Origin of the sequence: Corynebacterium senegalense (assembly GCF_900411315.1) — a bacterium.
GTDB classification, from domain to species: domain Bacteria; phylum Actinomycetota; class Actinomycetes; order Mycobacteriales; family Mycobacteriaceae; genus Corynebacterium; species Corynebacterium senegalense.
In genome coordinates this window covers 1961141-1973883 of sequence record NZ_LS990887.1, presented here as the reverse complement: position 1 = coordinate 1973883, position 12743 = coordinate 1961141, and the positions used below count along the sequence as shown (strand labels likewise).

Annotated in this window: 14 protein-coding genes; 6 read left to right on the top strand and 8 right to left on the bottom strand. The window is 68.3% G+C overall.

Annotated features, from left to right (window positions below; translation table 11 throughout):
* Positions 1-4 precede the first annotated feature (4 nt).
* Entirely contained in the window at positions 5-808 is an 804-nt protein-coding gene (locus tag DYZ02_RS11420; RefSeq protein ID WP_220272205.1) for an FUSC family protein, read from the top strand.
* 7 nt (positions 809-815) lie between these two features.
* Here the strand turns inward: DYZ02_RS11420 and DYZ02_RS09635 are convergent, their stop codons facing one another.
* Positions 816-1478 (bottom strand): response regulator, encoded by a 663-nt coding sequence (locus DYZ02_RS09635; RefSeq protein WP_115686044.1) that lies wholly within the window; start codon positions 1476-1478, stop codon positions 816-818.
* Positions 1475-2632: a sensor histidine kinase gene (locus tag DYZ02_RS09630; protein ID WP_181896947.1), complete on the bottom strand. Its 1158-nt coding sequence runs from the start codon at positions 2630-2632 to the stop codon at positions 1475-1477. Before DYZ02_RS09630 ends, DYZ02_RS09635 begins: the two co-directional genes overlap by 4 nt.
* A 183-nt stretch (positions 2633-2815) precedes the next feature.
* Here DYZ02_RS09630 and DYZ02_RS09625 point away from each other — a divergent pair, with 183 nt between their 5' ends.
* Together DYZ02_RS09625 and DYZ02_RS09620 are read left to right on the top strand one after the other, a co-directional pair.
* Complete coding sequence (locus tag DYZ02_RS09625) at positions 2816-3751, top strand: CPBP family intramembrane glutamic endopeptidase (RefSeq protein WP_181896946.1); 936 nt, start codon at positions 2816-2818, stop codon at positions 3749-3751.
* Between the two features lie 147 nt (positions 3752-3898).
* The gene (locus DYZ02_RS09620) at positions 3899-5716 is read left to right on the top strand and encodes a BCCT family transporter (protein ID WP_115686457.1); all 1818 of its coding nucleotides are present in this window, start codon (positions 3899-3901) and stop codon (positions 5714-5716) included.
* Positions 5717-5722: 6 nt separating this feature from the next.
* Here DYZ02_RS09620 and DYZ02_RS09615 read toward each other — a convergent pair whose 3' ends face one another.
* On the bottom strand, positions 5723-6616 hold the full coding sequence (locus tag DYZ02_RS09615) for an NAD-dependent epimerase/dehydratase family protein (protein WP_115686041.1): 894 nt from the start codon (positions 6614-6616) through the stop codon (positions 5723-5725).
* 116 nt (positions 6617-6732) lie between these two features.
* Here DYZ02_RS09615 and DYZ02_RS09610 point away from each other — a divergent pair, with 116 nt between their 5' ends.
* Entirely contained in the window at positions 6733-7386 is a 654-nt protein-coding gene (locus tag DYZ02_RS09610; RefSeq protein WP_115686040.1) for a TetR/AcrR family transcriptional regulator, read from the top strand.
* 7 nt (positions 7387-7393) lie between these two features.
* On the opposite strand, the gene lepA is transcribed toward DYZ02_RS09610, so the two are convergent.
* Positions 7394-9250, bottom strand: coding sequence for a translation elongation factor 4 (gene lepA / locus DYZ02_RS09605; RefSeq protein WP_115686039.1), 1857 nt, complete (start codon positions 9248-9250; stop codon positions 7394-7396).
* Positions 9251-9391: 141 nt separating this feature from the next.
* Here lepA and DYZ02_RS09600 point away from each other — a divergent pair, with 141 nt between their 5' ends.
* The gene (locus DYZ02_RS09600; protein WP_115686038.1) at positions 9392-9889 is read left to right on the top strand and encodes a type II toxin-antitoxin system PemK/MazF family toxin; all 498 of its coding nucleotides are present in this window, start codon (positions 9392-9394) and stop codon (positions 9887-9889) included.
* Positions 9890-10078: 189 nt separating this feature from the next.
* Complete coding sequence (gene rpsT / locus DYZ02_RS09595; RefSeq protein ID WP_115686037.1) at positions 10079-10342, top strand: 30S ribosomal protein S20; 264 nt, start codon at positions 10079-10081, stop codon at positions 10340-10342.
* On the opposite strand, the gene DYZ02_RS09590 is transcribed toward rpsT, so the two are convergent.
* From DYZ02_RS09590 to DYZ02_RS09575, 4 genes are read right to left on the bottom strand one after another with little or no spacing between them, the layout of a single operon-like run.
* A complete protein-coding gene (locus tag DYZ02_RS09590; protein WP_115686036.1) occupies positions 10339-11247 on the bottom strand; it encodes a hypothetical protein in 909 nt (302 codons plus the stop codon). The genes rpsT and DYZ02_RS09590 overlap by 4 nt on opposite strands.
* Positions 11248-11583, bottom strand: coding sequence for a hypothetical protein (locus DYZ02_RS09585; RefSeq protein WP_115686035.1), 336 nt, complete (start codon positions 11581-11583; stop codon positions 11248-11250).
* Between the two features lie 59 nt (positions 11584-11642).
* Complete coding sequence (locus tag DYZ02_RS09580) at positions 11643-12290, bottom strand: LysE family translocator (RefSeq protein ID WP_425451021.1); 648 nt, start codon at positions 12288-12290, stop codon at positions 11643-11645.
* Positions 12287-12730, bottom strand: a complete 444-nt coding sequence (locus DYZ02_RS09575; RefSeq protein WP_425451020.1) for an ankyrin repeat domain-containing protein — start codon at positions 12728-12730, stop codon at positions 12287-12289. Before DYZ02_RS09575 ends, DYZ02_RS09580 begins: the two co-directional genes overlap by 4 nt.
* Between the last annotated feature and the right edge of the window lie 13 nt (positions 12731-12743).

Genomic DNA, 12743 nt, shown 5'->3' with positions numbered 1-12743 from the left:
GCCCGTGACCCACGCGATGCCCGACGAACGCGCCCGGCGCGCCCTCGCGGAGGAGCCCCTGCCGACCCGGCCCGACCCGTGGCGGCTGTTCACGGGCTTCAACCCGTCCGTGCCGCGGCTGCCGGGGGCGCTGCGCGCCGCCATCGCGGTCACGGTGCCCGGCGCGCTCGCCCTGGCGCTGGGCCACGACAACGCCACCGTCCTCATCGCCTCGGGCGGCTTCGTGGTCATCCTCCTGTTCGGCGTGGTGCACCACTTCGGGGTCTCCGGCTACGGCCTCCTCCTGGCGCTGGCGGCCAGCCAGTTCGGCGCCGAGTTCTTCGTCACCCGCAACTATGCGCTGACCGTCATCTGCACCACGCCGCTGGCCCTGCTCATGGGCGACTCGATGAGCCAGCCCTTCGGCGAGGTTTTCGCGGCCCGCACGGTCGAGGTAGTCATCTCTGTGGTCTTCGGCTCGCTGTTCCTCTGGGTGTGGCGGCCGGGGGCGGAGCGCAGCCACCACTACCGCCTGCAAATCCGCTGCCGCAAGGCGATGGGTTCGCTCCTCGGCGCGCTGCTGGTCACCCCGCCCGCCGGCTCGAAGGAGGAACGCCGCGACCTGCAGTACGAGCTCTTGTCCGAGCGCCAGGCGGCGAACTCGCTGGCGGTGAACCACCCCGACGCCGCGCTCGCAGTCTGGGCCGACCACGTGGACGTCCAGCGCGCGGGCTACGCCGTCCTCGACTACTGCAGCGCGCACAACGACGACATGCTCGACGCGGGGCAGGTCCAGGAGCTGGCCGGGCACCTGAAGCGCGCTCTGTAGCGGGCCGCTAGCGGCCCTCCAGAACCGCGACGGCAACCTGCACCCGGTTTTCGGCCCCGAGCTTTTCCATGATGTGGCGCATGTGCGTTTTCACTGTTGTCGGCGCGATGAACAGCCGGGAGGCAATTTCCAAGTTGCCGACCCCCTCGGCCACGAGCTCGGCGATCTCGCGCTCGCGTTCGCTCAGTTGCGCGAGCTTTTTGCTTCTCGACGACCCCGCTTCCGACTCCGGTTCACCAGCGAGCGCCACGAGCGAGGCGAGAACGTCGGAGCTGAGCAGCTGTTGGCCCTCCACAGCGGCGTGGACGGCCGCGATCAGAGCTGCGGGCGGAGTCGACTTGAGCAAGAACCCCACCGCGCCCGCGCGCAAAGCGTCGAGAATGTAGGTGTCGGTGTCGAAGGCGGTGAGCATCACCACCGGGATGTGCCCCGCCCCGGGCGTGGAGCGCAGGGCTCGCACCGCGTCGATGCCGTTCATGACGGGCATGCGGATGTCCATGAGTACCACGTCCGGGTTGGCGAGCGCGACGGCCTCGATCGCCTCCCTGCCGTCGACAGCCTCGACGACCACCTCAATCCTCGGGTCGCCCTCCAGGACAAGGCGGATGCCGCTGCGCATGAGCGCCTCGTCGTCGACAAGCGCGACGCGTACGCGTTCCCTACCGCTCATCGCGCTGCCCCCTCCTCGGCGCCAAGGCGCATGCGCCAGCGGAACTGCCCGTTCGCGCGCACGATGTCGAGGGCACCGCCCACCTGTTCGGCACGCTGCCGCATGCCCGCCAAACCGCGGCCCGGGCCTGCGGCCCCGTCACCGGTTCCCTTCGCCGGGTTGCTCATCTCCACCGTGATGCCGTCGGGTGCCGGGACAACGCGCAGATCCACCGGCTCACCGGGAGCGTGCTTGCGCGCGTTGGTCAGACCCTCCTGGACGGCGCGCGCGACCACGGTGCGCACCTGCGGGGACACCGCGGCGAGGTCGGTGTCCCCGGAGACGGTGACCGGGGTTCCGGCGGCTTCAGCGGAAGCGATCAGCTCCTCGAGCTGGGGTGCTGGATCGCCGGCGTCCAAAGCCCGCAGAACGCGCCGCAAATCCTCCACGGCCGCCTCCGCCTCGCCTCGGATGAGCTCGCTGGCTTCCGCGACGCGGGCTCGCGGCAGATCGTCGCGAGACGCGAGCGCGCCGGCGTGCAGAGTGATGAGACTGAGCCGGTGGGACAAAGAGTCGTGGACATCGCGGGCGATCCTGTTGCGCTCGGCCTCACGGGCCACCCGGGCTTCTTCGCGCGCCTCTGCCACCTCGCGCAGCTGCTGCTCGCGGGCGTTGCTGCGAAACATGGCGATGAGCGCGGTCAGTGCCACCACCGAGAACGTGCCGACGGCCCACATCGCGACTGTGGGTGCGCCCATCCCGGGCAGGGGGCTGAAAATGACGTCGGAAAGCCCGCTTACGCCCACGCACACCACCGCCGCGAGGCTCCAGCGCCACGAGCGCCGGGAGAACACCGAGATGAGCGCGACAACCCCCGCGGGCACGGCAAAATACGAGGTGGAAGACAAGACAACTACAAGGGAAGCCAGGAACGATCCCCGCGTCCCACGGAACCCGGTATGCGCTTCCCGCGGGTCGTGCCACAGCGCCTTCGGCAGACAGAGCCACCCGACTACTGCAACCGCAAGCATCTGAGCCAGACGGGTCCCCACGTCCTCCTCAGTCGCCCCCGGGAATTCCTGCTTGTCCAACTCCGTGAAGACAATCCCCGTCGCCAGGCCTGCAATGACGCACAGGGCGACCATGCCCGCCACCCGCCACCTTTGCATCGTCATGGAGCCGAGTCTATGGAGGCCTCCACCGGCGCACATCCTCCCCGGGGAGGATAAAGAAATCGTTCCCGGGGGCGATGTGCGCCCCGCCCCGGCCCGAGACACTGGGGTATGGGTGCTACCCCGGCACCCCTCCGGCCCAACTGTGAGGTCGGGGACGACCACACACGCAAAGGTAACCGCCCCATGTCGCTGACCACCACCCCCCATTCCGTGCCGGACGTGCCTGTCCCGGGACCGTCCCACGGTGACGTCGCTTTCCACCGCGTTGAGCGCCCCCGGTGGCGCGCGACGGTAGAGCTGGTGGTCTTGGTGGTTCTCTATCTCGCATTCAGCTTCGGCACCCTGCTCCTGCTCGCCTTCACGGGGGTGGCGCTGGGCCTGCCCGAGACCATCATGGAGTTGGAGGGCACCGACCTTGACGCCAACGTGTTGATGCTGATTTCCCTGGCCATGACATGTGCGGCCCCGCTTCTCGCCGCCCGCATTTCCGGCCGCCATTCCAGTGAACTGCTGAGCGTTTCCGGTCGCTTCCGCTGGCGCCACGCCCTCGCTCCCGCGCTGATCGCGGTAGCGGGTTACAGTTTCTCCACCCTCATCCACGCCGCCGCCGGCGCGTACGACTCGCCCTCCGTTACCGGCCGGGGTCTGGCGTTCATCGCGCTGTGTGCTTTCCTCGTCCCTCTCCAATCAGCCACTGAAGAACTAATCTTCCGTGCGGCAATCCCCCAGATCGTCGGGACGTGGGTGCGCTCGCCGATCATCGCCTACGGCGCCGCTGTCCCGTTCTTTGTCATCGGCCACGATTACAACTGGATCGGCCTCGCCGGCATCCTCGTATTCGCCGTGTGCACCGCCGTCCTGACCCACGCCACCGGGGGTATCGAAGCCTCCACCGCTTTGCACGCGATCGGCAACTTCTTCGCCTTTGTGGGACTCGGCCTGGGGATCGCCGACCCCAGCCGCTTTGACGTCTCCCCCACTTCTGCATTTTTCGACATAGCCATGACCGTCGCCCTCACCGCCGCCATTCTCTGGGCGGTGCCCCTCCGCGGAATCGGCATCGGCGGAGCGTCGAGGAGCGAATGCGCATATGTGCCAAATCGCACACGAAGGGGTTAACTGTAAAGAAATCGAAAACGAAGGAGGAACCAGGTGGCTGGCGAGCAGGAACCGCAGTCCGAGGACACGCCCAGCGCGATCGATGAGGCGATAGACAAGGCTCGCAACCTGAGGGCGCGGCGCGCGATCGGCCTCTACCCCGACAACATGCACCCGGGCCTGGTGCCGGGCATCAGCATCGAGGAGCTGCGCTACAAGTTCGGGCTGGACAAGCTCGTATTCGGGGTCAACGCGGTGCTCATCATCGCCTTCGTCATCTGGGGTGTGACCAGCCCGGACACGGTCGCCTCCTTCTCGTCTGCGGCCCTGGAGTGGGGCCTGCACAACTTCGGCTGGCTGTTCAACGTCATCCTCATCGTCTGCGTGATCGTCATGATCGCCATCGCGTTTTCCCAGTACGGCACCATCAAGCTGGGCAAGGACGACGAAACACCCGAGTACTCCCTGTTCTCGTGGGTGGCCATGATGTTCGCGGCCGGCATCGGCGTGGGCATCTTCTTCTTCGGCCCCTCCGAGCCCCTCGCCTTCTACCACTCGCCGCCGCCGCTGACCGTGGAGCCGGACACCGAGCAGGCGCTGCACCAGGCGCTGGCCCAGTCGAACTACCACTGGGGCTTCTCGCCCTGGGCGCTCTACGCTCTGGTCGGCGGCGCCCTGGCGTACTCGTCCTACCGGCGCGGCCGCACGACGCTCATGTCCTCGCTGTTCGCCCCGGTGCTCAAGCGCACCGACGGGCCGATCGGCAGGATCATCGACATCCTCGCCATCGTGGCCACCCTGTTCGGCACAGCCGCCTCCCTCGGCATCGCCACCCTGCAGATCGGCGAGGGCATCTCCACGTTCTCCGGCCGCACCCCCTCGATGCCCCTGCTCATGGGGATCATCCTGGTGCTCACCGTCGGATTCATCACCTCCGCCGTCTCAGGCGTGTCCAAGGGCATCCGCATCCTGTCCAACACGAACATCACCCTGACGCTTTTGGCGATCCTGTTCGTCTTCCTCACGGGCCCGACGCTCTTCCTCACCAACCTGCTGCCCTCCGGCACCCTGTCCTACCTGGACAAGTTCCTCGACATGTCCTCGCGCTCGCTGTCATGGGGCCCGGAGACCCTCGACTTCCAGGCGGCCTGGACGGCCTTCTACTGGGCGTGGTGGATCGCCTGGGCGCCCTTCGTGGGCATGTTCATCGCCCGCATCTCTCGCGGCCGAACGATCCGCGAATTCACCCTGGTGACCATCATCGTGCCGACCGCGCTGCTCATCCTCGCCTTCACCGTTTTCGGCGGCACCGCCATCACCTTCGCCCGCGACGGTCTGCCCGGCTTCGACGGCTCCGCCTCGCCCCAGCAGGTGCTGTTCAGCATGATCGACCAGCTGCCTTTCAGCGGGGTGACGGCCGCGCTCGTGGTTGTCATCCTCTCGATCTTCTTCATCACCTCGGCCGACTCCGCCTCCGTGGTCATGGGCACCATGGCCTCCAAGGGCGACCCCGAGCCGAACAAGCTGCTCGTGGCGTTCTGGGGCGTGCTCATGATGGGCATCGCCGTGGTCATGCTGCTCACCGGGGGCGAGACGGCGCTGTCCGGCCTGCAGTCCCTGACCATCCTCACCGCCATGCCCTTCTCGCTGGTCATCGTGGCGCTGATGGTCTCGTTCATCAAGGACCTCACGACGGACCCGGTGGCCATCCGCACCACCTACGCCGACACGGCGGTGCGCGACGCCGTCGTGCGCGGCCTAGAGGAATACGGCGACGACTTCGAGATCGCAGTGGAGCGCGCCCCCGAGGGCGCCGGGGTGGGCATTGTTGCCGGCGTGGATTCCACCAGCGAGGACCTCACCGAGTGGTACCGCCGCACCGACGAGCACGGCGACCCCGTCGGCTACGACTACGAGACCGGCCAGTGGGAGGACGGATGGGAGCCGCCGACGCACTCGCCTGACGACGCCCCGGGCAAGGCGTAGGAGCCTCTAGCCGCCCACCGCGCGGCGAAGCCCCTCCTCCAGGGCGGTGGGCTCCCACGCGAACGTGCCCCGGAGGGACTGGGGTGTCGTCCACAACCACTTCATCTCGGCGATGCCGCCGACGTTGCGGTCGAACAACCCCGCGGCCCTCAGCGTCGCGCCGCCGAGCACGAGCGGACTCCTGAACGCCACCCCCAGAACGTCGGCTGCCTCCCGCGCGAAGTCCGCCTGGGAAACCGGCGGCGCCGTCGGCGTCACGGCGATCCCCGTCGCCCCGTGGACCGCCGCCTCGGCGAGCGCGCGGGCGAAGTCGGGGAGGTACGTGTAGGCGTGGGGAGTGTTTCTGCTGAACAAAGCGAGGGGCCGCCGCCCCGCGGCGATCCTGTCGAGGACGAGCACGTGCGCCACGGCCCCCGGCCCGCTGCCGGGCCCGTAGTAGTCCGAGGCCACAACCGAGCACGTCGTCGCCCCCGAGCGGTCGCGCCGCCGGAGCAGCTCGGCCCGGACGCCGGGTTTGCCCCTCCGGGCGACGGGAACACTTGCCCCGCTCACCTCCCGCTCCGCGCTCCCGAACGCGTAGACCGACTCCGGAAAGGTGACGTGGAGTCCTCGCTGCGCCGCCTCCCGGAGGATGACACCCTCCGCTGGCAGAAGCGCCTCCCGCCAGTGGCGTTCCGTGTAGGGCGCGTGCATGCAATTGATGATGTGGGTGGCGGGAAACTCGCGCAGCGCCCGCCGCAGGTCCTCCTCGCGTCCCGCGTCACCGTTCAGCGCGCGGAGGTCGCCGACCGGGGTTCCCGAGCGTGTCAAGACCGCCACCTCGTGCCCGAGCGAGGCGAGGTGCGCGGCGGTCGCCCTTCCCACTGGTCCCGCACCGATTACCAAGGCGTTGATGGGCATCGTCGTTACTTCCCCCCTTTGAGAGCAGTGCTCACTTTTTGTGTCCAGCGTGGAGCCTACGGGAGGCTGCCCGCCCTCGCAAGAGCAGTGCTCACTTTTTGCGCTACGCTGTGAGTATGCCCTCCCCACGCGAGCTCTCCCGCACCAAGATGATGCGCTCCATCCTCTCCCTCGGCTTCGCCCAGCTCGACGCCGGCGGGGCCGAGGCCGTCAACCTCCGGGCGGTTGCGCGCGAGCTCGGAGTCGTCTCCTCGGCGCTCTACAGGTACGTCAAGAACCGCGACGACCTGCTGACCCTCCTCATCGAGGACGCGTTCAGGCAGCTCGCCGACGCCGTGCAGCACGAGGACCCCCGCTCCCTCGCCGCCCTGGCGCAGGCGATGCGCCGGTGGGCGCTGTCCCACCCCCAGCGCTGGGCCCTCGTCTACGGTTCGCCCATCGCGGGGTACTTCGCACCGGAGCGCACCATCGACCAGGGCACCCGCGTCATGCGGATGATGATCGAGCAACTCGCCGCAGCCTCCCCCTCCGCCCCGCAGCCGTCGGCAAGCCGGGCGCTGCTCAGCGATCTCTCCGCGATCCAGCGCGAGTGGGCCCCCGCCCTCGACCTCGCAGTCATCGAGCTCGCCCTCGACGGGTGGACGCACCTCATCGGCCTCATCTCCGCGGAGGTCTTCGGGCAGCTCGGCAGGGACACCCTCTCGGAACCGGAGGAGTTTTTCACGCGGGCGGTCGAGCGCCTGGCGGCCTCGCTCGGCCTGCCCGCCTGACGGCGCCCTACTCCTCGTCCGTGGACAGCGCCGCCACAAAGGCCTCCTGCGGCACGGTGACCGAGCCGATGGACTTCATGCGCTTCTTGCCGGCCTTCTGCTTCTCCAGCAGTTTGCGCTTGCGCGAGATGTCGCCGCCGTAGCACTTGGACAGCACGTCCTTGCGCAGGGCGCGGATGTTCTCGCGGGCGATGATCTTCGAGCCGATCGCAGCCTGGACGGGCACCTCGAACTGCTGGCGCGGGATGAGCTCCTTGAGCTTCTTGGTCATCTTGTTGCCGTACCACTGGGCGGAGTCCTTGTGCACGATCGCGGAAAACGCGTCGACGGGCTCCCCCTGCAGCAGAATGTCCACCTTGACCAGGTCGCCCTCCTGCTCGCCGGCCTCCTCGTAGTTCAGCGAGGCGTAGCCCTTCGTGCGGGACTTGAGCATGTCGAAGAAGTCGAAGATGATCTCGCCCAGTGGCATGATGTAGCGCAGCTCGACGCGGTCCTCGGAGAGGTACTCCATGTTCTTCATCGTGCCGCGCTTGGACTGGCACAGCTCCATCGTGGTGCCGACGAACTCCTGAGGCACGATGATGGTCATGTTCACCACTGGCTCGTAGACCGCCTGCAGCTTGCCGCCCGGCCAGTCGGAGGGGTTGTGCACGAGCTGCTCGGAGCCGTCCTCGGCGACCACGCGGTAGGTGACGGAGGGGGCGGTGGAGATGAGGTCGAGGTCGAACTCGCGCTCGAGGCGATCGCGGGTGATCTCCATGTGGAGCAGCCCGAGGAAGCCGCAGCGGAAGCCGAAGCCCAGGGCGACGGAGGTTTCGGGTTCCCAGGTCAGCGAGGCGTCGTTAAGCTGGAGCTTTTCCAGCGACTCGCGCAGCGCCGGGAAGTCCTCCTGGCTGACCGGGAACAGACCCGAGTAGACCATCGGCTTGACATCCTCGAAGCCGGCGAGCGGCTCCTCCGCGCCTTTCGACGCCCACGTGACCGTGTCGCCCACTCGCGTCTCGCGCACGTCCTTCACGCCCGTGATCAGGTAGCCCACCTCGCCGGGGCCCAGCCCCTTGGTCTTTTTCATGGTGGGCGAGACGACGCCGACCTCGAGGATCTCGTGGCGCACCCCGGTGTTCATCATCTGCACCTGCTGGTTCGGCGTGAGCGTGCCGTCCATCATGCGGATGTAGGTGACCACGCCGCGGTAGGTGTCGTAGACGGAGTCGAAGATGAGCGCGCGGGCGGGGGCGTCCTTGCCGTGCTCGGAGGCCGGCGGGGGGACGAGCTCGACGAGGCGGTCGAGCAGCTCGGGCACGCCCTGGCCCGTCTTGCCGGACACGCGCAGCACGTCCTCGGGTTCGCAGCCGATGATGTTGGCGATCTCGAGGGCGTACTTCTCCGGGTCCGCCGCGGGCAGGTCGATCTTGTTGAGCACCGGGATGATCTCCAGGTCCTTGTCGATCGCCATGTACAGGTTCGCCAGGGTCTGCGCCTCGATGCCCTGGGCGGCGTCGACGAGCAGGATCGCCCCCTCGCAGGCCTCGAGCGCGCGGGAGACCTCGTAGGAGAAGTCGACGTGGCCCGGGGTGTCGATCATCTGCAGGATCGTCGGCTCGCCCGCGAACTCGCCCGACTGCGGGGTCCACGGCAGGCGCACGTTCTGCGCCTTGATGGTGATGCCGCGCTCGCGCTCGATGTCCATGTTGTCGAGGTACTGGTCGCGCATGTCGCGCGCATTCACCACGTTGGACAGCTGGAGAATGCGGTCGGCGAGGGTCGATTTGCCGTGGTCGATGTGGGCGATGATGCAGAAGTTCCGGATCCGCTGCGGATCGGTGAACGTCTGCTCCGCGAAATTCGTCGTCTGCGCAGCCATAGTTCCGCTCACTTTACCGTCTCACGTGGGCAAACAAAACAAACGCCGACGGATCACCGGGAGGGCGCGCAACCGCTTGAGAAGATCCCCGCGCGCTCGTAATGTGAACCCAAGCACAACACCTCACCCCAAGGACGCCTCATGTTTCTCCGCCGGTCGAAGCGCCACCCCTCCAGCGCACTCGACCAGGGCCTCGCGCTGCTCAACGAGCGCCTCGGCAGCTCCCCGCGCGACCGCACCCGAAAGATCGCCTCCCGCCTCCTGGTCAAGCCGACCGCCAAGGTCGCGCGGAGCATCTACTACGCCCCCGACATGGACGGCCAGGCCGAGCCCGGTGAGATCGTGTGGGTCACCGTGCCCTCCGACCCGCCGCAGGAGCGCTCCCTGGTGGTCATTGGGCGGGAGCACCACGACGTGCTCGGCCTGCTCATCTCCCCCCGCGAGAAGCACCGCCACGAGGACCACTGGCTGGGCATTGGCTCGGGCGAGTGGGAGGACACCGGCGACCCGTGCTGGGTGCGCCTGGACAAGACCCTCATGGTCCCCGAGACCGAGGTGCACCGCCGCGGCACCTACATCCCCCCGCGGCGCTTCGAGCGCATCGCCAACCGCCTGCGCGACCGCTTCGACTGGGTCTGAGCGCCAGCGGTTTGGTGCCGCGGGTGCGGGGTTGCTACCCTAAATTGGTTGTCCGCATCCGGGAATGACAGGGTGCGCTGTGCTACGCGAGCAGGACCTTGGGCCCGCGTTCTTCCAAAGCCCGGCGCGTGACGCCCTCCCGGGTCGACTGCGCATTCAGATTCGACCTAAACCAAGAGGTGTACACACATGGCAAACATCAAGCAGCAGAAGAAGCGCGTTCTCACCAACGAGAAGCGCCGCCTGCGCAACAAGTCCGTCCGCTCCGCCGTCCGCACGGAGATCCGCAAGTTCCGTGAGGCCGTCGAGTCCGGCGACAAGGCCGCCGCCGAGGCTCAGCTGCGCGTCGCTTCGCGCAAGCTGGACAAGTCCGTGTCCAAGGGCGTGTTCCACCGCAACAACGCGGCGAACAAGAAGTCGAGCATGGCTCGCGCCCTGAACAAGATGGACTAAGTTCCGCCGTCGCGGCCCGTCTCCCCTCCGGGAGGCGGGCTTTGCGCTTTTCGACGCCCCTCCCACCCCTTCTGGGACCACTCGCGCTTCCGCCGCTCCGACCTTCCGTGGTTGCGCACGGCCAGCACCCCGATGACCAGCGCAACGAGGATGGGCACCCACAGCCGCTGGTACTCGACGGCCAGCTTCACCCACCCCGGGATCTCTGGGAGGTCGACGTCCGGCCAGGGGATGCGCGGCACCGGCAGGTGGATCGTGGGCAGGCCCGGCAGCTCCGGCACAGGCAGGTGGATGGTGGGGAGGGTGATCTCCCAGTCGGGCACGAACTGCAGCAGCCAGTCGATGACCGCCTCGATCAGCCGGCCCACCATGGGCCCGAGGACGAGGACGGCGAGCGCCCAGCCGGCCTTGCCCATGCCCGCGGCCAACGGATACAGCACGCGCTTGAGCGGGCTTTCCCGCATCGCCTGGTGTCGCCGCGCCCCGCGGCTGCCCGCCGGCGGCTCGAGCTCGACCACAGTGTCGGCGTCGCGGTACTCCACCGTGAGAAGCTCGTCGAGCACCGTCGCCTGAATGCTCAAGTGCGGGTTGCGCCGGTCCACCGGGGTCAGGGAGTCACGCATCCGGGGCGACCAGGCCCGGCGCTCGAGAGGGATGCGCCCCGAGGAAACCGCCTTGTACCTGGCGACCACTGTGTCATCGACACGCACCTGCAGCCTCTTTGGCGGGTTCTTGGCGAAACCCTCGAGGCGCTGCCGGAGACCCGCGTCGCCCGCCACCGGGGTGATCTCCTCATCGCCGGGCTCGAGCGGCCAATCGCTTTCCAGGACGGCGAACTCGGCGTCGTACCCCAGCTCGACTGTCAGGCAGCCCCGCTCCGGGTGGGTGAGCGTCCACGTCTCCATCTACCGCGCCCCCAGCCTCGCCGCCGCGAACTCGCCCAGCCCGCACACCGCGGCGACGCCGAGGGCGTAGATCCAGGCGCCCGGATCGTAGAACATCAGCGTGGAGACCCAGAAGTACGCCCCCGCGCAGACCGGGAAGGACCAGGTGGGGCGGAACGTTGTGGCGTCGTAAAGCCCGAGCCCGAACGAGGCCACCGGAAGGAAGACCAGCACCGCGGTCGTCGTGGCCTGCGGCGAGAGGGCGAACGCGAGGCCCAGCGGGACCAGGACCAACAGCACGATCGCGAGCCCGTGGGCCGCGTACTGCCAGCCGGCCCTGCCACTTGGTTTCTCCATGGCGACAACCTAACACCGCGCTAGCGTGGGGGCATGAGCACTCCCCTGCTGCGGGTCGGCTAACCGAGCCCCTGCGCCCCGCGGACCAGGAACACGATGCCCACGGCGAGGAAGAACAGGCCCGAGGCGATGTCGATGAGCGGGCCCGCGGCGAGGAGCCTGCGGCGCACCCTCCCGGTGGAGACGACCTGGGAGAGGATGCCGAACAACACGAAGGAGCTCAGCCACAGGGCGAGGATGACCACCCCGGCCGTCAGCGGGCTCGGGTGCGCGGGCAGCAGCGGGGCGATCATCGCGGACAGGGCGATGACGATCTTCGGGTTCGCCAGGTTCGTGGTCAGCCCCTTGAGGTAGCTCGAGCGCAGCGACCCGAGCCGCTCCGCCGCCTGGCCGATGTCCACCGGCGGCACGTTGCGGTCGTGCCAGCCCTGCCGCACGCTCGCCTGCCCCATCCAGACCAGGAACGCCCCGCCGACGATCTGCACAAATGCGAGCGCCGCCGGGTAGGCGGTGAGCACGGCGGCAGCGCCCGCCACGGTCAGCGTCACCCACAGCAGCACACCGGTCTGCACCCCCGCGGTCGCCGCCCACGCGTGCTGGCGCGAGCGGGTGGCCATCCGCATGATCAGGATCAGATCCGGGCCCGGCGCCGCCGCCCCCACCAGGTTCAGCCCAACGATGACCGCGAGGTCACCGGGTGAAATCACTGCCCGCCCATCTTCTCTGCCAGGTCCGCCCGGCCGAACATCTGCGCAGTGGCGATCGCGTCGGGTTGGCCCGCCCGCGGGTCCGCCCCGGCGCTGAGAAGCAGGTCGACGATCGCGTCCTCCTTCTTGAAGATCACCCCGGCCAGCGGGGACTGCCCGCGAGCATTGAGCTTGTCGACGTCCGCTCCGCGCTCCACCAGCCCGCGCACCAGCGCCTCGTGCCCGGCGTACGCCGCGAGCATGAGGAAGGTGTTGCCGTCCTGGTTGGCGAGGTTGACGTCGACGCCCTGGTCCACGTACTGCAGCAGCGTCTCGTCGCCCTCGCGGGCGAAGTTGAACAGCTTCGCGGCGAACTCCTGGACGTCGACGGGGACGTCCTCGGAGCGCGCGTCCTGATTCGTGTTGTCCGAGTTGTTCGGGTTATGCAGGTGCTCGTTCACGTCAGACAATCTA

Coding starts and splice junctions, on each gene's coding strand:
- DYZ02_RS09635 (WP_115686044.1), bottom strand. CDS start 1,478: ATGAGCGGTAGGGAACGCGTACGCGTCGCGCTTGTCGACGACGAGGCG.
- DYZ02_RS09630 (WP_181896947.1), bottom strand. CDS start 2,632: ATGACGATGCAAAGGTGGCGGGTGGCGGGCATGGTCGCCCTGTGCGTC.
- DYZ02_RS09625 (WP_181896946.1), top strand. CDS start 2,816: ATGTCGCTGACCACCACCCCCCATTCCGTGCCGGACGTGCCTGTCCCG.
- DYZ02_RS09620 (WP_115686457.1), top strand. CDS start 3,899: ATGCACCCGGGCCTGGTGCCGGGCATCAGCATCGAGGAGCTGCGCTAC.
- DYZ02_RS09615 (WP_115686041.1), bottom strand. CDS start 6,616: ATGCCCATCAACGCCTTGGTAATCGGTGCGGGACCAGTGGGAAGGGCG.
- DYZ02_RS09610 (WP_115686040.1), top strand. CDS start 6,733: ATGCCCTCCCCACGCGAGCTCTCCCGCACCAAGATGATGCGCTCCATC.
- lepA (WP_115686039.1), bottom strand. CDS start 9,250: ATGGCTGCGCAGACGACGAATTTCGCGGAGCAGACGTTCACCGATCCG.
- DYZ02_RS09600 (WP_115686038.1), top strand. CDS start 9,392: ATGTTTCTCCGCCGGTCGAAGCGCCACCCCTCCAGCGCACTCGACCAG.
- rpsT (WP_115686037.1), top strand. CDS start 10,079: ATGGCAAACATCAAGCAGCAGAAGAAGCGCGTTCTCACCAACGAGAAG.
- DYZ02_RS09590 (WP_115686036.1), bottom strand. CDS start 11,247: ATGGAGACGTGGACGCTCACCCACCCGGAGCGGGGCTGCCTGACAGTC.
- DYZ02_RS09585 (WP_115686035.1), bottom strand. CDS start 11,583: ATGGAGAAACCAAGTGGCAGGGCCGGCTGGCAGTACGCGGCCCACGGG.